This window comes from Bifidobacterium angulatum DSM 20098 = JCM 7096, assembly GCF_001025155.1.
In the GTDB taxonomy this organism is placed as follows: Bacteria; Actinomycetota; Actinomycetes; order Actinomycetales; family Bifidobacteriaceae; genus Bifidobacterium; species Bifidobacterium angulatum.
The window spans coordinates 1,230,291-1,247,594 of record NZ_AP012322.1; the positions used below are offsets into that span (position 1 = coordinate 1,230,291).

Annotated in this window: 17 protein-coding genes, 1 tRNA gene and 1 pseudogene; 9 read left to right on the forward strand and 10 right to left on the reverse strand. The window is 63.0% G+C overall.

Annotated features, from left to right (window positions below; translation table 11 throughout):
* Nucleotides 1-307 precede the first annotated feature (307 nt).
* From guaA to BBAG_RS05050, 6 genes and pseudogenes are all read left to right on the forward strand, one after another.
* The gene (gene guaA / locus BBAG_RS05030) at nt 308-1,870 is read left to right on the forward strand and encodes a glutamine-hydrolyzing GMP synthase (RefSeq protein ID WP_003826704.1); all 1,563 of its coding nucleotides are present in this window, start codon (nt 308-310) and stop codon (nt 1,868-1,870) included.
* Between the two features lie 418 nt (nt 1,871-2,288).
* The gene (locus BBAG_RS05035) at nt 2,289-2,660 is read left to right on the forward strand and encodes a hypothetical protein (RefSeq protein WP_033508080.1); all 372 of its coding nucleotides are present in this window, start codon (nt 2,289-2,291) and stop codon (nt 2,658-2,660) included.
* A gap of 29 nt (nt 2,661-2,689) precedes the next feature.
* Nucleotides 2,690-2,968: pseudogene (locus BBAG_RS08855) on the forward strand (IS3 family transposase); the annotation flags it as partial.
* Between the two features lie 41 nt (nt 2,969-3,009).
* Nucleotides 3,010-3,555 carry an IS3 family transposase gene (locus BBAG_RS05040; protein WP_275039870.1) on the forward strand — a complete coding sequence of 182 codons (546 nt, stop codon included), beginning with the start codon at nt 3,010-3,012 and terminating at the stop codon, nt 3,553-3,555.
* A gap of 311 nt (nt 3,556-3,866) precedes the next feature.
* Nucleotides 3,867-4,502: a GyrI-like domain-containing protein gene (locus BBAG_RS05045; RefSeq protein ID WP_003826709.1), complete on the forward strand. Its 636-nt coding sequence runs from the start codon at nt 3,867-3,869 to the stop codon at nt 4,500-4,502.
* 80 nt (nt 4,503-4,582) lie between these two features.
* Complete coding sequence (locus BBAG_RS05050; protein ID WP_033508078.1) at nt 4,583-4,882, forward strand: hypothetical protein; 300 nt, start codon at nt 4,583-4,585, stop codon at nt 4,880-4,882.
* Between the two features lie 4 nt (nt 4,883-4,886).
* Here the strand turns inward: BBAG_RS05050 and BBAG_RS05055 are convergent, their stop codons facing one another.
* The 6 genes from BBAG_RS05055 to BBAG_RS05080 are packed head-to-tail and all read right to left on the reverse strand — an operon-like array spanning nt 4,887 to nt 9,714.
* On the reverse strand, nt 4,887-6,275 hold the full coding sequence (locus tag BBAG_RS05055; protein WP_047750126.1) for a sensor histidine kinase: 1,389 nt from the start codon (nt 6,273-6,275) through the stop codon (nt 4,887-4,889).
* A gap of 26 nt (nt 6,276-6,301) precedes the next feature.
* Nucleotides 6,302-6,964: a response regulator transcription factor gene (locus BBAG_RS05060; protein WP_003826719.1), complete on the reverse strand. Its 663-nt coding sequence runs from the start codon at nt 6,962-6,964 to the stop codon at nt 6,302-6,304.
* A gap of 45 nt (nt 6,965-7,009) precedes the next feature.
* Complete coding sequence (locus tag BBAG_RS05065) at nt 7,010-7,387, reverse strand: hypothetical protein (RefSeq protein WP_152595267.1); 378 nt, start codon at nt 7,385-7,387, stop codon at nt 7,010-7,012.
* A gap of 16 nt (nt 7,388-7,403) precedes the next feature.
* Entirely contained in the window at nt 7,404-8,219 is an 816-nt protein-coding gene (locus tag BBAG_RS05070; RefSeq protein ID WP_047750127.1) for an ABC-2 family transporter permease, read from the reverse strand.
* Nucleotides 8,219-8,989: an ABC-2 family transporter permease gene (locus BBAG_RS05075; protein ID WP_003826727.1), complete on the reverse strand. Its 771-nt coding sequence runs from the start codon at nt 8,987-8,989 to the stop codon at nt 8,219-8,221. The genes BBAG_RS05070 and BBAG_RS05075 overlap by 1 nt, the downstream gene beginning before the upstream one ends.
* Nucleotides 8,986-9,714, reverse strand: coding sequence for a lantibiotic protection ABC transporter ATP-binding protein (locus tag BBAG_RS05080; protein ID WP_003826728.1), 729 nt, complete (start codon nt 9,712-9,714; stop codon nt 8,986-8,988). Before BBAG_RS05080 ends, BBAG_RS05075 begins: the two co-directional genes overlap by 4 nt.
* Before the next feature lie 195 nt (nt 9,715-9,909).
* Between BBAG_RS05080 and BBAG_RS08480 the strand changes: the two genes are divergently transcribed.
* The 3 genes from BBAG_RS08480 to BBAG_RS08485 all read left to right on the forward strand — a co-directional run bounded on the left by BBAG_RS08480 (nt 9,910) and on the right by BBAG_RS08485 (nt 10,932).
* On the forward strand, nt 9,910-10,011 hold the full coding sequence (locus BBAG_RS08480) for a TetR family transcriptional regulator (RefSeq protein ID WP_145885777.1): 102 nt from the start codon (nt 9,910-9,912) through the stop codon (nt 10,009-10,011).
* Between the two features lie 54 nt (nt 10,012-10,065).
* A complete protein-coding gene (locus BBAG_RS05085) occupies nt 10,066-10,503 on the forward strand; it encodes a restriction endonuclease subunit S (protein ID WP_003826730.1) in 438 nt (145 codons plus the stop codon).
* Between the two features lie 132 nt (nt 10,504-10,635).
* On the forward strand, nt 10,636-10,932 hold the full coding sequence (locus BBAG_RS08485; RefSeq protein WP_152595294.1) for a hypothetical protein: 297 nt from the start codon (nt 10,636-10,638) through the stop codon (nt 10,930-10,932).
* Nucleotides 10,933-11,458: 526 nt separating this feature from the next.
* On the opposite strand, the gene aroA is transcribed toward BBAG_RS08485, so the two are convergent.
* From aroA to BBAG_RS05105, 4 genes are all read right to left on the reverse strand, one after another.
* Complete coding sequence (gene aroA / locus BBAG_RS05090; RefSeq protein ID WP_003826732.1) at nt 11,459-12,799, reverse strand: 3-phosphoshikimate 1-carboxyvinyltransferase; 1,341 nt, start codon at nt 12,797-12,799, stop codon at nt 11,459-11,461.
* Between the two features lie 525 nt (nt 12,800-13,324).
* A complete protein-coding gene (locus BBAG_RS05095; protein ID WP_033508451.1) occupies nt 13,325-15,487 on the reverse strand; it encodes an elongation factor G in 2,163 nt (720 codons plus the stop codon).
* Between the two features lie 165 nt (nt 15,488-15,652).
* A tRNA-Pro gene (locus BBAG_RS05100) sits at nt 15,653-15,726 on the reverse strand.
* A 127-nt stretch (nt 15,727-15,853) separates the two neighbouring features.
* Nucleotides 15,854-17,017 (reverse strand): hypothetical protein, encoded by a 1,164-nt coding sequence (locus tag BBAG_RS05105; RefSeq protein WP_033508380.1) that lies wholly within the window; start codon nt 17,015-17,017, stop codon nt 15,854-15,856.
* Between the last annotated feature and the right edge of the window lie 287 nt (nt 17,018-17,304).

Below are 17,304 nucleotides of genomic sequence, written 5' to 3' on the forward strand. Positions count from 1 at the left end.
ATGAGAGGAAATGTTTTCTTTTGGCACGATACGTTTGCATATCCTCCGATCATCATGCGCCTGCAATTCCAGCAAGATGCCCAGCATGCCCCAATGTCTGCGAACACGGCCATAATCGTAGGTATTGTTTTCCCGTATGCTGTGCAGGCATGTGTATGCGGCATGCATACGTCAGCACACACCGGATCGCAATGCGCAACCGTATACAAGAGGTATACGGATGCGCACTGCGCCCGGCCAACGCGCAACCGCCACGGCTATACGAGGAGATCCAGTCCGCTACCCATAAATTCAAGGGAGACAACCAATGGCAAAAGGCCCTGTGCTCGTAGTTGATTTCGGAGCCCAGTACGCACAGCTCATCGCCCGCCGCGTACGCGAAGCGAACGTCTATTCGGAGCTCGTACCGCATTCCATGCCGGCCGACGAGATGCTCGCCAAGGACCCGAAGGCCATCATCCTGTCCGGTGGCCCGGCTTCCGTATTCGAGCCCGGCGCCCCCACCATCGACCCGAAGGTGTTCGATGCCGGCGTTCCGGTGCTTGGTATCTGCTACGGCTTCCAGGTGATGGCCCACGAGCTCGGCGGTGACGTCGACAAGGCAGCTTTGGGCGAATACGGCAAGACCGATACCGTAATCGATCACGCAGAAGGCCTGCTCGCGGGCTCCCCCGCCGAGCAGAACACATGGATGAGCCATGGCGTCGCCGTGAAAAAGGCCCCGGAAGGCTTCGAAGTGCTTGCGCACACCGAAGGCGCACCTGTGGCCGCCATGCAGGATCCGGCACGCAAACTGTACGGCGTGCAGTGGCATCCGGAGGTCAAGCACACGCCGATGGGCCAGCAGCTCATCGAAACCTTCCTGCATGAATGCGCCGGCCTTGGTTCCGATTGGGACGCTTCCAGCATCATCGATGATCAGGTGGCGAAGATCCGTGAACAGGTCGGCGATGCACAGGTGATCTGCGGCCTGTCCGGCGGCGTTGACTCCGCCGTCGCCGCCGCGCTGGTGCACAAGGCCATCGGCGACCAGCTGACCTGCGTGTTCGTGGACCACGGTCTGTTGCGTAAGGGCGAGGCCGAGCAGGTCAAGCATGACTTCGTCAAGGCCACCGGCATCAAGCTCATCGCCGTGGATGCTTCCGAGGACTTCCTCACCGCGCTCAAGGGCGTGAGCGAGCCGGAGAAGAAACGCAAGATCATCGGCGAGAAGTTCATCCGCACCTTCGAGAAGGCACAACGCCAGGTCATCGAGGAAGCCGGCGCTTCCGGCAAGGAAGTCAAGTTCCTCGTGCAGGGCACCCTGTACCCGGATGTGGTGGAATCCGGCGGCGGCGATGGCGCGGCCAACATCAAGTCGCACCACAACGTGGGCGGCTTGCCGAAGGACATCAAGTTCCAGCTCATCGAGCCGCTGCGTACCCTGTTCAAGGACGAGGTCCGCGCCATCGGCACCGAGCTCGGACTGCCGGATGAGATCGTGTGGCGTCAGCCGTTCCCGGGCCCGGGCCTGGGCATCCGCATCATCGGCGATATCACCAAGGAACGTCTGGATGTGCTGCGCGAGGCCGATGCCATCGCCCGCGAGGAACTGTCCAAGGCCGGTCTCGACCGCGACATCTGGCAGTGCCCTGTCGTACTGCTCGCCGACGTGCACTCCGTAGGCGTGCAGGGCGACGAACGCACCTATGGCTCCCCCATCGTGCTGCGTCCGGTGTCCTCCGAAGATGCCATGACCGCCGATTGGTCCCGCATTCCGTACGACGTGCTGGCCACCATCTCGACGCGCATCACCAACGAATGCCGCCAGATCAACCGCGTGGTGCTCGACTGCACCTCCAAGCCGCCGGCAACCATCGAGTGGGAGTAAGCCGACAGGGCTTTGGCTTGCTCTTTTGAGTGCTGCACTGTGCCGTTGAGTTTCGTTTCGTATGCGACTCACGGCAAAGCCGCCAGCAACAGCGGTGAGTAAATACGATAATCTAGCCTCCGTTCCCATGTTGGGACGGAGGCTTTTTCTTTGCCGTTTTACTCCCTTTTACCTGCGATTTCGCCATTTACTCCCCCCGTGTTTCAAGACAACAAGGCACGGGGCGGTATTCGGAAGAATGGGAGTAAGGATTTATTCCAAGTGAGTAGGCGCTCGGTTTTTGTCCCCGAGGACGGAACGGGGCCGTTTCTGGGCCCGTGAAACTCAAATCGAACCCAATAGGCTTTTTAACGGTCTCCGCACGGCGTTTGGGGGTGCGGACGAATAGTTGGACCGTTTGGTCCAGTCAGGAGTCCGTATGTACAGCCACGACTCAAAGAACAAAGCCCTCATCATGCTGAGGCTCACCGGCGACGTCGAGAAGACCGCCAGGATGTCAGGCGTGCCCGGCAGAACCCTGCGCCGCTGGGCGGCAGCCGCGGCCAAGCCGCGACAGAGGTCCCGCGGGGCCAAGTTCGAGCCCTACGGCGACGAGGTCCGGGGCAAGGCGATGGAGATGGCTCGGGGCGGCGCGTCTTGCAGGGAAATCGCGGAGGCGCGGATGGGCGGTCGCTCGAAAAAGCCCGAGGGCGACGAGCCGGCGTACACCGGCTTCGGGGGCGGCCCCGAAGAGAGGATCCGGCAGCTCGAGCTGGAGAACGACATCCTGAGGGGGCCATCGACCTTTTAAAAGCAGGGAGCCTCGACGCGATGAGCAACATGGAGAAGACCGTGCTGATCGACAAGTTGAGGCTGGAGACCGACCGCCCCTTAAGAGAGCTCACCGGTTCCTTGAGGATCTCGAAGAGCTCCTATGAGTACTGCCGCGCGAAGGACAGGCACGCCCAGCTCAGGGCCGACATCAGGAGGATATTCGACGGTGCCGGCGGCAGGCGCGGCTACCGGTACGTGCACAACGAGCTGCGGGAGGAGGGCGCCGTCGTCAGCGAGAAGGTCGTTCGCAGGCTGATGGCCGAGGAGGGCTGCCGGGTCGCCTACCTGAAGAGGAGGCGGCGATACAGATCCTACAGAGGCGAGATATCGGACGCGCCCCCAACTTGGTGGAGCGCGACTTCCGTGCGGGCGGCCCGAACGAGCTGTGGCTCACCGACATCACCGAGTTCAAACTGCCGAGCGAGGAGAAGGCGTACCTCAGCCCGGTCATCGACTGCTTCGACGGCCTCGTCGTCTCGTGGCGCATAGGGAGGCGCCCGAACGCGGCCCTCGCCAACGGCTCGCTGGAGGACGCGTGCAGGACGCTCGCGCCGGGCCAGCGCCCGGTCTGCCACTCGGACAGGGGGTGCCATTACAGATGGCCCGGGTGGATCGGCATATGCGAGGGAAACGGCCTGGTCCGCTCCACGTCGAGGAAGGGCTGCAGCCCGGACAACTCGGCATGCGAGGGCTTCTTCGGCCGCCTGAAGAACGAGTTCTTCTACCATCGGGACTGGAGCGGCGTCACCATGGAGTCGTTCATGGAGCTGCTGGACGAGTACATCCGCTTCTACAACGAGCGCCGCAAGAAGCAGTCGCTCGGCTGGATGAGCCCCATGCAGTACCGGATAAGCAAGGGACTAGCCGCTTAGGCTGGTCCAAGGAATTGTCCGCACCCCCCTGAGTTTGAAAAAAGTTTTTGAAGTTGTCCCGACTTTTGTCCCCGAAGCCGATGAAACACGACACGGTGTTACTTGGCGGCACTCGGCTCGAGACGGCAGCGAAAACTGGGCGCAACTGGAATGACGGGACGGCAGAATCGATGCCATCGAGTGGGAGTAGAACAGACGTTCGATTCTGTGTTATAATATCCTGCAATGGGCGCGGCCTCTTCCGAGGCCGCGCCCATTGCTATATTTGGTCGGATATCGACGGAAACCCAAGCTCAGGGAGGTTTGTTGCGATGGCATACGATTTCAAGAAGGAGTTCAGGGAGCTCTACAGGCCGTCGGGTAAGCCGGGCGTCGTAACCGTTCCGCCTATGAGCTACGTTGCCGTGCGGGGCAAGGGCGATCCCAATGCCGAAGGCGGCGAGTACCAGAACGCGTTACCGCTGCTCTACGGCGTCGCCTATACCATCAAGATGTCGAAAAAGGCCCCGCGAGAGATCGAAGGCTATTTCGACTTCGTCGTGCCTCCGCTCGAGGGCTTCTGGTGGCAAGACCGCGCCGATGGCGAGATTGATTATGCGCGGAAGGACGACTTCAACTTCATCTCGTGCATCCGTCTGCCCGATTTCGTCACTCGCGAGGACTTCGACTGGGCAGTTTCGGAAGCTGCCGTCAAGAAGAAGCTGGACTTCTCGGCGGTCGAGCTGCTGAGGGTCGACGAGGGTCTTTGCGTTCAGTGCATGCATACCGGGCCTTACGACGACGAGCCGGCGACCATAGACGGCATGCGCACATTTGCAGCGGAACGGGGTTACGCCCCCGACTTCTCCGAAGCCCGTCAGCATCACGAGATTTACCTCTCCGACCCGCGCAAGTGCGCGCCGGAGAAGCTCAAGACCGTGATCCGTCATCCCATAAAGTTGATTTAGCGAAGCGAGTGACGCCGATCGCTTCGGCTTTTTGGGGGCTCGCCGTGGCGTGGTCGGCAACGGGACGTGCCCTGCGACCGGTGGCGGAGGCCGAGGCGCGGGAGCGCGCGTTCGTTTGCACCGCCTCGCACGACCTCGTCACCCCGCTCATGGCGGTGACCGCGAACTGCGACGTGTTTGAGGCGGAGGCATCCGATCAGGCCGGCCTTGTGTCCTGGGTCGCCAACATCCGTCCAGCGGCGGACGAGATGGCGACTCACATCGCCGACATGCTCATGCACATGGGCGGCGACCAGCCAGGGCGATCCCCGCAACGGGCATTATTATCCGGGAAGCGTTTGGTTGCGAGCCACGCCGGTGTGCGGGGCCTGAGTCGTTAGGCCCTCACAGGGGGACCGCGATGGTGACCACCGCGCCGCCCGAGGGGCTGTTGGCGAGCGAGACGGAGCCCCCGTGGGCGCTCGCGGCCTCGGAGGCGGCGTGGAGGCCGAGCCCGTAGTGGCGGCCTCCGTCGCGCGAGGAGCGGGAGGAGTCGTCTGTGAAGAGGCGCTCACAGCCGCGTTCGAGGGCGGCGGGAGAGAAGCCCGGTCCGTCGTCGGCCACCTCGATGACGAGGTGGCCGCCCTCGACGTCGCAGGAGACCGCCACGCGCGAGCGCGCGTGCTCGGCGGCGTTGGCCACGAGGTTCGCGGCGGCTCGCGCCAGAGCGGTTCGGTCGAGCGGGGCCTCGGGCGCGCCCGCGACAGCAGGGCCCGTGGCCGCGTCGAGCGTCACGCCTCGCGCCCGGGCGATCTGGGCGGCCTCGGCGAGGACCTGTTCGCAGAGCTCGGCCGGCCGCATGGGGGCCCTCTCCGCCCCGCCGGACCCGCGCGAGGCCTCGATGAGCAGGCGCACGTAGCCGTCGAGCCTTTCGACACCACCGGCTATGTCGCGCGCGGCGGCCGCGAGGTCGGCGTCTTTCTCGTCTTCCAGCTCCTCCGCCACGAAGTCGGCGTTGGCGCGCAGCACGGTAAGCGGCGTCTTGAGGTCGTGGGCGAGCGACGCCACCTGCTCGCGCTGCCCCCGCTCCGCGGCCCAGCGGGCCTCGAGCGACTCGGCGAGGGAGGCCCGCATGGCGTCCATCGCGGCGAGGACGTCGTTCACCTCGCGCACGTTGGTGCTGCCGACCGCGAAGTCGAGCTCCCCCGCGCCGACGCGCCCCGCCGCCTCCGCGAGCGGCGCCATCTTGCGCGAGATCACGCGGCTCGCGCGGCGCGCCACGAGCGCGAGCGCGAGCGCGCTTCCCGCCGCGGCGCCGACGAGCATGAGGTTCTGCGGGTTGGGAAGCAGGCCGGCGAGGTCGCGCGAGACCCACTGCGGCAGGTACTCGCTGACGAGTGCGCAGGCCCCGCCGCCCTTGAGCGGGAACGCGGCGTAGGTGAGGCCCGAGCCCCCGCCCTCGATCTCCACTGTGCCCGGATCCGCGGCGAGTGCCGCACGGGCCATTTCCGCCGCGCCCTCGAGCCGCGTGCCTTCGAGGTCTGTCATCAGCACGTATCCGTCCTTGTTCAGGATGAGGTAGCGGTACGCCGTCGGCACGTCCTGCTGCCCGCAGACGCCGTCACGTGCCAGACCCTCCGCGACCTCGCGCACATTGGCCGGCCCCCAGCTTGCCTCGTAGACGAAGCCCGCGTTGATCGCCGCGGAGAGCGCCATGAACGAGGCGAGCCACGCCGTGGCGACCGCCGCGAACGCGTAGGCGAAGTAGCGCGCGATGACGAAGGAGAGCGGCATGCCCCCGCGACCTCGCGCCCCGGTCCTCAAAGCTGCCACTTGTACCCCATCCCCCAGACGGTCGCGATCGGATCGGCGCCGGCCTCGGAGAGTTTCCTCCGGGCGCGGCTGACCTGCATGGATATGGCCGCGTCGTCGACGTCGCTCTCCCAGCCGAGCACCGCCTCGCGTATCTGCGCGCGGCTCATGACCTGCCCGGGGTGGCGGGCGAGGTACTCGCAGATGGCGTACTCGGTGGGCGTGAGCGGCACGGCCTCGCCGCCCACGGCGAGGCCGCGCGCCCCGAGGTCGATCCGCACCTCCCCGAAGGAGAGGGCGTGCGAGTGCGGCCGGCGCTCACGGCGTAGATGGGCCGCGACCTTGGCGCGCAGCTCCGCGGCCCCGAAGGGCTTGCGGACGTAGTCGTCGGCGCCCAGGCCGTAGCCGGCCACGGCGTCCTCCTCGGCCACGCGCGCGGTCAGGAAGACGATGGGCCCGTCGAAGTCCGGGCGGATCTGCCGCACGAGCTCGAAGCCGTCGAGCCCCGGCATCATGACGTCGCAGAGCACGAGGTCGAAGCGAGAGAGGTCCATCCCCGGGACCGCCGTCGGATCCGCCGCCCTGACGACCTCATGGCCGTCGCGGCCGAGGACGCGCGCGAGCGCGTCGAGGATCGCCCGTTCATCATCCACTGCCAGTATCCTCGCCATGTTCGACCTCCTGAAACTCCCGTCGGCATTGTACTAGCGCCGCGCTCAGCGGTCCAGAGCCTCGCGCGCAGCCGCGGGCGCCTCGGCCGCATCGCACGCGCGGTAGCGCACGCCCGAGCCGCCGCGCGCCTCGATCTCGAGCCAGCCCTCGCCGTTCGACTCCCGTCCGAAGAAGATGAGCTGGAGCTCTCGGACATTGCCTCTGTCGTCCGCCGCGTCCACCAGGTAGACGTAGTTCGCCCCCGCCCCGGTGGCGTCGGCGTAGGAGCTCGCGTGGCTGCCGGGCTCGGGCGCGGGCGCCCACATGGCGATCTCAGGGTTGGGCAGCACGCGGTCGGCAATCGAGCGCAGCGCCGACCCCCAGCCGGCGTCGAGCAGGGCATTCCCACCCAGGACGAGCGCTGCGGAGAGAATGGCGAGCATGGCTGCGAGCGGCACCCTACGCATCTGCCCTCCCGTCCTCGAATCGGCAGAACCAGGCGAGAAGGACGGCGGCGGCTGCCAGGGTGAGCACGAGGCTAGCGAGCGCAGTCGTGAGGAGAGGGCCCGCCGCACGTGCGGCGTCGATGAAGACCTCCACCCCGAGCGACCCTAGGCGCGCAGGCCAGGCGAGCGGCACCCAGCTCAGGGGCGTCGCCAGGGCACCGGTGAGCTCGCCGGTCATGAGGCCGTGCGCAAGTCCGCCCACTGAGAAGAACGCGAGGAGCATCCCCGCCGCGCCGGCGCCGATGGCGGCGTTGCGGCCGAGGCGCAGGGCCACGCCGAGCCCCAGCGCGTAGAGGGGCAGGCTGCCCAGCACGATGCCCGCCCAGGAGGCCGCAAGCGGAGCGGGCCCGAGCGGCAGGCGCCCGGCGACGGCGAGCACGGCACCGAACACGCCGAGCGCCACGGCCAGCGCGCCCGCGCCGAGCGCCGCAAGGGCGAGTAGCTTCGCCGCGACGGCGCGCCCGCGCGAGGGGACCGCCGTGAGGTTGGCGAGGCGCCCGGCAGCGCGCTCCTCGTCCACGGCGAGCCCGCAGACGATGGCGGACATGAGCGGCATGAGGGCGCCGAGGAACTGGGCGTAGGCGTCCGCGCCCAGCGCCGGGTCCCATCGGGCTACGGAGAAGTACTCGCCGCAGGCAAGACCGGCTGCCAGGCCGCAGACGAGGTGCACCACTGCGAGCGGGGAACGCGCCAGGCGCAGGGCCTCGGAGAGCAGGGCCCGCGAGAGAGTCATGCGTGGCGTCGGGTCGGAGAGTCGTGTCACGGCCATCACCTCTCCTCGGAGCGCGCGAACCAGGCCGCGCCCGCCGCCGTGAGCGCGGCGAACGCGAGCGCGCAGACCGCAAGGCCCACCAGTGTGAGCATGCCGTCCGCCGCGAGCGCCCCGCCGAGCGCCATGTCCGCCGCGAGTGGCTCGCCGCTCGGCAGCACGGGAATGAAGCTCGTAGGGATGACCATGCTCGCCGACGGCGGAAAGAGCTGCGGCAGCGGCACCAGCGACCAGGCGAACCCACCCACGAGCTGCGCGGCGAGCGGGCAGAAGATGCCCGCGAGCATGCCGAGCCGCGCCGTGAGGAAGAGCCCTGCGGGGATCATCCACGCCGCGGTCACCGTGTTAACGAGCGCGCAGAGGAGCATCGTGAGCGTGCCCGCGACCGTGAGGCCCTGCGAGGAGAACGCCGATCCCGCGAGGTAGATGCCGAAGACCACGAGGTTCGAGAGCGCGCAGAGCGCGAGGCACCAGAGCGCCTTGGCCCACCAGGCGCGCCTAAGCGGGAAGCCCAGGCCCAAAAGCCCCCGCATCCGCGTGCGCGCATCCGCCCGCGCGACGCACGCCACCACGAGCGAGAGAGCCACGGGCAGGAAGAGCGCGTACCAGTAGTTCCACGCGCTGAAGATCTGCACGCCCCGGTAGGGCATCGCGCCGAGCAGCGGCATCGGCAGTGCCATGAGCACGGCCAGGCGAACCGGTGCTGCGTGGCGCGACTTCAGGGCCTCGGCGCGCAGGCCCGCGAGCAGGCCGCCTTTCTCGCCCGTCATGCCGCCACCTCCCCGCGCGCTCGTCGCCCTTCCCGGCAGACGCTCATGAAGAGTTCCTCGAGGTCCTGCCCGGACCGAAGCGCATCCTCGTAGGCGAGGCGCCCCCCGTAGATGATGCCGATGGTGTCCGCCATCTGCTGCACCTCGGAGAGGATGTGGCTCGAGACGATTACCGTCGTACCCGCCGCCGCGAAGCCGCGGATCTGGTCGCGCAGCTCCTCGATGCCGATGGGGTCGAGGCCGTTGGTGGGCTCGTCGAGCACGAGCAGGCGTGGCCGGGCGATCAGCGCCAGTGCGAGCCCCAGGCGCTGCCGCATGCCCATCGAGAAGCGCCCAGCGCGCTTCTTCCCGGTGTCCGCGAGGCCCACGGCGGCGAGCACCTCATCTACGCGGCTCTCGGGAAGGCCCAGCAGCGTGGTACGCACGCGCAGGTTCTCGCGCGCGGTGAGGTTGGGGTAGAGCGGCGCCTCCTCGATGAGGCTGCCGATTGCGTAGAGGTCCTCGCGGCGCCAGGCGTGCCCGGCAAAGAGAATCTCCCCGGCCGTCGGCCGCAGCATCCCGCAGATCATCTTGAGCGTTGTCGACTTGCCGGCGCCGTTGGGGCCGAGCAGCCCGTACACCTCGCCCTCGCGGATATGAAGGCTCACGTCGGCCACGGCGTCCTGCGCCTGGTCGCCGCGGCCGAAGCGCTTGGTGAGCCCGCGCGTCTCGAGCATGTAACCCATGGGTTCGTCCTTTCTCTCCCGGGCGCGCGGGCCGAGTCGCCGTACCCGCGCGCCTTACCTTTCGGGTTCACCATCCACGGTAGGGCGCGTTTCTAACGAAGCCATAACGGCCGTTGGGCTCTTTTGGTGCCAGCCCTTCTCGACCCGCACGCCACTCATAGTATGTTTATCGCGATAATAAGGACGGAGGCGCCCGTGGCACGCAATAAGTACCCGGAGGAGACGGTCGAGAAGATTCTCGATGTTGCCGAGCGGCTCTTCGTGGAGCGCGGCTACGAGCACACCACGACGATCTGAAGAGCAATACGCTAAATCAAAAAAGGCAAACCCTGGAGACGTGATTTTTGCCATATGAGCGAGAATATCGAAGATGTCTGCACACCATTGGCGTGGGAAGGCGAACAGCCGGTTGCAATCAGCGGACACTCTTGCGCGTATGCGACTAAAAGCATTATCCCGAGACACCTAGCATATTTAGCTACTGCTCAGGACTTTCAGATATCCAAACGAAAGGTGGCGAAAGGGACAAAGGTAATCGAAGTCGCGCCTGTAGACTTATCGAGGGTCGAGATCCCCGTCCCGTGCCCCGCCACCCAGCGGAAGGTCGTCGATATCCTCGACCGCTTCGACACCCTAACGAAATCGCTCACCGACGGTATCCCCACCGAGATCGAGGCGCGACGTCAGCAATACGAATATTACGGCGACCGCCTACTCGACTTCCCGCGCAAGGCAGGCGCCACGCGCAGCATGTTCTGGATCTTGGACATCGGCTCGATGTCGGCGTAGACGTTGAGCGTGACCATGGCGTTTCCCTCCATGCCGAGAGGCTGTATAAGCCGCCGTGGCGGGCGACGACTCATGCCCTCCCAAAAAACATGCGTAAGATCGAGCGGAGGCTGAGCACGCCGAATCGGAGCAATGGCAGCCGAAAAAGCGCTGGAAAACTCACCGATTTCGCGGGGCGCTGATGACGCGAAGGCGGATATTGGGAGGACAACAGGCCGGATTTGTCGCGTCGAGTTGGCCGTCTGCAATCTGAATCGTTCGGCGGTTTGTTTTGTTATGGCCGATGCCGCACGAAACGTACCGAAATATGTGCGCATAGGTGCGGCCCGTCTCTATACCTTGGCTTTCGGTTGCCAACTGATTTGCGATCAGCCTGAAATAAGGCGACGATCGGGATCTTCTAACTCGGATTTCCCGCTCGGTTCCTAAGGCGCTTAGAGCCGGCTCATAAGGGCGAAAACAAAGCCACCCGTGACGATTCTTTCAGTCATCGCTCTTGTGCATCCCTCATGACCCGCGGAAATGCAAGACGTTAAAGCCACTGGCTACGATTCACTTTGCCAAACGGGTGTCGAAGAGGATAGTCGGCTGTTTTGGCGTTCATATCGGACGTTTCAGGGCCTCAAAACCAACCCGTTTTTGTCCCCGGGACAAAAATGAAACTGCGGGCTCGTGGTTTCGAAATAGTTTGCGGTTTTGTCCCAGAATTTGTCCCAAATGCCTACGCGAGGACACGCGGAGGGATTCGGCGGCAAAGTGGACAAAACCGACAACCAAACTAGACCCAATTGGAATGGCACCACGTCAAACGAGCGTGAAAGAGTGGGAGTGACGGTTTCCTTAACATCCGCTAGCCGCATATGAAATGGCCTCTCTGGGCGAACCACCCAGAGAGGCCATTTCATATCGGATACCATTCAGACCGTCAAAAGACCGTCGACTGGCTCGAACATTATCAGCCCAACATGCCGGTCCACATGCCCACGAAATCAGGCAGCGTCTTGCGTGTGGTCTCCACGTTGCGCACCGTTACGCCTTCGATGCGCAGACCAAGCATCGCCGCGAACGTGGCCATGCGATGGTCGGCGTAGGTCTCCATCTCTGCGCCATGCAATGCGCCGCTCTTCACCGGTTCGATGGCGATGCCGTCCGTCAACTCATGAGCCTTGCCCCCCACGCGCGTGATCTCGTTGACCAGTGCCTCCAGGCGGTTCGTCTCATGCCCGCGCAAATGGCCGATGCCGGTCATGTTGGTCGGTTTGTCGGCGAACACCAGGATCGCCGCAAGCGACGGCGCGATTTCGCCGGCCGCAGTCAGGTCGAAGTCGCCGAGCCCGTTGATATTGCCGTCACCGCTGACCTTGCAGTAGCGGATGCCGTCTGATTCGGGGAATGTCACTTCAGCCCCCATGCGCTCCAAGTAGCCCGGCAGCAACCCACCAGGCTGCGTGGTACTTTGAGGCCAGTTCGGGACACGCACACTGCCGCCTGTGATAAGCGCCGCTCCCAGGAAAGGCGCCGCGTTCGACAGATCCGGCTCCACCGTTACGGACTCCGGCAATTGCACCGTTCCCGGCTTCACCTGCCAGACGTGCACCTGCTCGTCAGCAATAGCATCCACGCCCGCTCCCTGTAGGTCCGCCACGGTCATGCGAATATGCGGCAGGCTTGGTGTTTTCTCCCCCGTATGGCGCAGCTCGAGACCACCCGGTATGCGCGAGCCGATGAGCAGCAGGCCGGAAATGAACTGGGAGGAGCCGGAGGAATCGATCTTCACCACGCTTGGCGAGGTACGTTCCTCCACCGGCGTCGGAGGCGTTATGGTGAACGGCAAACGCCCATTCTCGCCGTGGTATTCGATGACGGCACCCAGTTGTGCAAGACCATCCAAAACCGGCTTCATCGGTCGGGCGTATGCCTGTTCATCACCATCAAATTCGACGGGGCCGTCGGCGAACATCGCAAGCCCCGGCACAAAACGCATCACCGTGCCCGCCAGGCCGCAGAACACCTTCGTATTGCCACGGAAGCGACCGTTTGCCGGTGGCGTTACCGTCACCGTAGTGGCGGATTGCTCGTCAACATCACAGCGCACACCGAGCGTACGCAGCGCATTCATCATCAGTTCGGTGTCTCGCGAGCGCAGCAGTCCCACCAGTCGTACTGGTTGTGTGCCGAGGGCTGCGAGGATGAGGTAGCGGTTCGATAGGGATTTGCTGCCGGGGATTTCGACTGTGGCGTCGAGTGGCTGGCGGGTCGTGGGGGCGGGCCAGATTGTGGTGTTGCTGTCGCTCATGGTGTGTTGTTCCTTGTTGTGCGGTATTCGCGTGCCGTGATTTCGTGTTCCATGGTTTTCGGCGGTGTCATGGGGTGATGTGCGCGGTAGCGGTGTATAGCTGTTCACATTATTGCCTGCTTGCGATAATTTCTCTTGTTTGTTCACTAGTCAGCTGTGGTTTGGATGGTTTGCAGGGTTTTCTTGCGTTTTGCGATGTGGGGCTTCTGCGTCATAGGTGGTTGGGCGTCGAGGATGATATTGCTTGGTCTTTGGGATTGGTTCGCAGCCTTGTTCTGCTGGTTCCGTAGGTGGTTTTTCGCTTCCGTAGGTGGTTGGCCGTAATATCGCATTCAGGAAAGGGCTTAATTTCAGCTGTTTCTGTTGCGGATTACCGATCTCAACCACCTACGGAACATGTAAACCACCTACGGAATCATTCTGTGGCCATGCAATGCCGGTGATAGACCGTGCGGCTGTTGCGTGGCATCGTGTTGGATTGTTTGCCCGCGCCGGCCGCTGGCTTATTCTGCTGCTTCGGCGCTCTCATTGCGTCTGCATGCCGTTCCATGCGTAGTCCAGGTGCATGAATTCGGGTACTTTGTACCATTTCACCGGGTAGCCTGCGCCATGTGCGCAGAATACCGAGTCCGGTGTGTTTTCCAGGTCGGATTCCGGGTTGTAGTTCGTGTGTTTCATTACTTCTTCGGTGTTATGGCAGGGCTTGTATCCTGCGAATACGCAGCTGAGGCGCCCGCGCCCGTGGGTGTATGCGTTCACGTCCATGGCGTAGTCCTGCATCTCGCTGACTGGTGCGGTGCCGTTGAGTACGGCGTATTCGCTGCCGCTCGCACCGGTGGGTTGTGGCGTGTCGAAATCGCCGCTCATGCGTTGAATATCGCTCATGGCACGGCCGAGCATGTCCTGCGGAATTTCCAGGCGGAATCGGTACCAGGGTTCCAGCAGTCTGCAATTGCCCATGCCTGTGATGCGGCATGGCATGGCTTCCGTCGTGGCGTTCTCCCCTGTGGGGGTATCGCCGTTCGTGTTCTTCTTCGTATTGGCATCGTCCGTATCGTGATCAGTGTCATCGCCGGCGAATCGTTGCGCGATGTCGAACGCGCTGGCATCGTTGGGTACGCCGGCACGCGCTTCCATCAGCCCTTGGCGGATCGCACGGTACGTTGCCTGGCGGAAATCGCCGCCTTCCGTGTGTTTCAGGTGCGAGCGCCCGACCAGGAGTGTGAGTCTGATGTCAGTGATTGGGGAGCCTGTGAGTACGCCCAGGTGTTCTTTTTCTTTGAAGTGGGAGATGATCAGACGTTGCCAGTTGCGGTCGAGTATGTCTTCGCTGCATGTGGTGGCGTATTGCATGCCGCTGCCTTCTGGTAGTGGTTCGAGGAGTACGTGTGCTTCCGCGTAGTGGCGTAGTGGTTCGAAATGTCCGGCGCCTTCAACGGGTGTTGTGATGGTTTCCTTATATAGGATTGCGCCTGGGCCGAATTCCACGTCCAGTCCGAAGCGGTCGTGCATCATTTGTTGGATGATTTCCAGCTGTACCGCGCCCATGAGTTGTAGGTGTATTTCCTGTAGTCGTGCATGCCAGACGACGTGCAGTAGTGGGTCCTCGTCTTCCAGTTCGCGTAGGGCCATCAGGCATTTGTGGGTGTCGTTGCTGCCTGGCAGCAGTGTGTAGGTGAGTACCGGTTGCAGGATGGGGTTTTCGGCGGATTGGTCGATGCCGAGTCCTTCGCCGGGGAAGGTGTGGGTTAGGCCTGTCACTGCGCATACTGCGCCTGCGGGGACGGATTCGACTGTGGTGTATTTTGCGCCGGAATACACGCGTACCTGGTCGGCTTTCTCGCTCCATGTGGTTTCATCGTTGCCGCCGTTCAGCAGGGCTTTTGCGTGGAGCTCTCCTCCGGTCACTTTCAGCCATGTGAGGCGGTTGCCCTGTGCATCGTGTGAGATCTTGTACACGCGGGCGCCGAATTCTTTGGTGTGGTTGGGTTCTTGGGTGTATGTTTCGAAGCCGTTGATGAATTCGTTGATGCCTTCCATTTTGAGTGCTGAGCCGAAGAAGCAGGGGAAAAGTTCACGGTGTTCGATCATGGTTTGGATGGTGGCGACGCTTACCTGTTCAGTTTCGAGGTATTCGTTCATGGCGTGTTCCGTTTGCATGGCGATTTCTTCCATCACACCGGCGAGTGCTGGAGTGTTGGTGGTTTCGTTGGTCGTGGTGGTGAAGTCGATGCAGGCGTCGTTGAATCGGTGTTTGAGTTGGCTGAGGATGTGTGTTTTGCTGGCGCCGGGGGCGTCCATTTTGTTGATGAAGAGGATGGTGGGTACGTGGTAGCGTGCGAGGAGTCTCCAGAGGGTTTCGGTGTGGCCTTGGATGCCGTCGGTGCCGGAGATGACGAGGATGGCGTAGTCGAGGACGCGTAGGGTGCGTTCGGTTTCGGCGGAGAAGTCGACGTGGCCGGGGGTGTCGAGGAGGGTGATGGTGGTGTTGGTGGTGTGGATGATGGCGGGTTCGGTGAAGATGGTGATGCCGCGTGCGCGTTCCATGGCGTTGGTGTCGAGGAAGGCGTCGCCGTGGTCTACGCGGCCGGGTTTACGCAGTTGGCCGGTGGTGTAGAGGACGGCTTCGGAGAGTGTGGTTTTGCCTGCGTCGACGTGTGCGAGGATTCCGGTTACGATGCGCTTCATGGTTGTCACCATACCAGTGTGTGTTCCTGTGTTGTGAGGGTGGTGTGTGCTGGTGAGGGGTTGTAGTGGCTGTGGAGGTTGCGCGGTCATTGTGTCCCATTGTGTCCAAGAATGGAAAAGCCCGGAATCCAAGATGTTGAAATCATTGGGATTCCGGGCTTCCGGTCGGGCTGACAGGATTTGAACCTGCGACATTCTGCTCCCAAAGCAGACGCGCTACCAAGCTGCGCTACAGCCCGTTACCTGAAAGGCAACATCAGCTATTGTACATGAGCGTTCGACCTATTGAACACGCGACACTCGCGCATTATGTCTTCCGTATGATTTCTGTTGCGTTCCATGTGCTTCCGCCAGGTCTGCCGCAGGTCACCGGTCGGAAGCGATGCGTGATTCGAGTTGTTTGAGTTGTTCGCTTGCCGAGGGCTGCACCTGTGCCTGTGCGAGCTGCAGCGTGATGCGGTCCGCTTCGAGGGCTGCGATCTGCCGTGAGAACACGATGAACCATCCTAGGTACACCATGCAGGCCAGCGCTTCCACGTTGGTCAGGGTGATCTTGCCTAGCAGCCATTCCACGCCGAATGCCGCGCATACCAGCAGCATCAGGTCGGAGATCACCATCACTGTACGGCTCAGGCGTGGTGCCACCCAGGGCAGTAGCAGGAACAGCACGAGCATGAGCACCGGCAGGCCTCGCGCGAATACGTTGTGCAGAATCGGATGCGGCGTGTAGCGGAACGCGCCGATGCCGATGAAGGCGATGCCGGACATGGTGAGCATCACGCCCAGGATGGTGGTGCGCAGGCGATAGTGCGCGATATCGTAGCCGTGGTTCGGGTCGTTGGCGGATCGGTTGTGGCGTAATCGCGTAAGCCGTTCGGTGGTTACGAGTTCGGAGATGGCGAAGTAGCTGATAATGATGATGCATAGTCCGCCCAGCATGAGTGTGGAGTTGAACATGGTGGCGGCGAATGTGGTGCGGTCGCCCAGCTGCGAGAAGTTGTTGTGGTACCAGTATGGGTCGTCTGTGGTGAGTCCGGCCACGCAGACGCCGGAGACGATGAAGAACGGCAGCAGCGAGGCCAGCGTCTTTGCGTTCATCATACGCGCCTGCACGAAGGTCATGTACCCGAATATGCCGGAGACCGTGGCGCAGATGGCGGCCATGTAGCCCACGAAGACTTTCGGCCCCATCACCTCGTTCACCATGCTGAGCAGTGCGAACGACATCAGGAATGTGGTGGCCGCATATACGGCGGATAGTGCGAGTGATTCGACGAGTCTGCGCAGCATGACGAGCCAACCGTGTTTGAGGTTCATGGAGCGCGACTGGCTCAGGTAGCCGATGAGAAAGGACACGATTGCGCAGGCGGCTGCGATACCTGAGCAGACGATGAAGCGACGGAGCATGAGCTGCCAGATGGCGGAAGCGTATTCAAGGTAGATGTTCATGGCGGCGGCGCCGATCACTGCGCAAATGATGAACGAGATCAGGCCGCCGGTTTCCGCTCGCTGGTGGCTTCCCTGTCTCATGACGCTCCCCTCTCTCGCTTGTTTTTCCGCGTATTCGTGTTTCGCGCTCATATCACTGTTCATAGCATGGTCATCGCAATATAAGGCTTTGTTTCTGTGATTCTACGTTCATAGCGTACGTTTGCAGCGTTATTGTCCGGCGCCCCGTTGCCACTGGCGGCGCCCATTAACGCCGATCCCTCTTCTGCGGTTTTACCAAAAACTGCGTCATTTCTGACATATCGCTCCATACAACGCCCTGTGCAACCCTATTTCTTTGCCTCGTCGTTTCCCAATGTTCACACAAG

Bases quoted from the DNA above. Each gene is read 5' to 3' on its own strand.
- guaA (WP_003826704.1), top strand. From the start codon at position 308: ATGGCAAAAGGCCCTGTGCTCGTAGTTGATTTCGGAGCCCAGTACGCA.
- BBAG_RS05035 (WP_033508080.1), top strand. From the start codon at position 2,289: ATGTACAGCCACGACTCAAAGAACAAAGCCCTCATCATGCTGAGGCTC.
- BBAG_RS05045 (WP_003826709.1), top strand. From the start codon at position 3,867: ATGGCATACGATTTCAAGAAGGAGTTCAGGGAGCTCTACAGGCCGTCG.
- BBAG_RS05055 (WP_047750126.1), bottom strand. From the start codon at position 6,275: ATGCCGCTCTCCTTCGTCATCGCGCGCTACTTCGCCTACGCGTTCGCG.
- BBAG_RS05060 (WP_003826719.1), bottom strand. From the start codon at position 6,964: ATGGCGAGGATACTGGCAGTGGATGATGAACGGGCGATCCTCGACGCG.
- BBAG_RS05065 (WP_152595267.1), bottom strand. From the start codon at position 7,387: ATGCTCGCCATTCTCTCCGCAGCGCTCGTCCTGGGTGGGAATGCCCTG.
- BBAG_RS05070 (WP_047750127.1), bottom strand. From the start codon at position 8,219: ATGGCCGTGACACGACTCTCCGACCCGACGCCACGCATGACTCTCTCG.
- BBAG_RS05075 (WP_003826727.1), bottom strand. From the start codon at position 8,989: ATGACGGGCGAGAAAGGCGGCCTGCTCGCGGGCCTGCGCGCCGAGGCC.
- BBAG_RS05080 (WP_003826728.1), bottom strand. From the start codon at position 9,714: ATGGGTTACATGCTCGAGACGCGCGGGCTCACCAAGCGCTTCGGCCGC.
- BBAG_RS05085 (WP_003826730.1), top strand. From the start codon at position 10,066: ATGAGCGAGAATATCGAAGATGTCTGCACACCATTGGCGTGGGAAGGC.
- BBAG_RS08485 (WP_152595294.1), top strand. From the start codon at position 10,636: ATGGCAGCCGAAAAAGCGCTGGAAAACTCACCGATTTCGCGGGGCGCT.
- aroA (WP_003826732.1), bottom strand. From the start codon at position 12,799: ATGAGCGACAGCAACACCACAATCTGGCCCGCCCCCACGACCCGCCAG.
- BBAG_RS05095 (WP_033508451.1), bottom strand. From the start codon at position 15,487: ATGAAGCGCATCGTAACCGGAATCCTCGCACACGTCGACGCAGGCAAA.
- BBAG_RS05105 (WP_033508380.1), bottom strand. From the start codon at position 17,017: ATGAGACAGGGAAGCCACCAGCGAGCGGAAACCGGCGGCCTGATCTCG.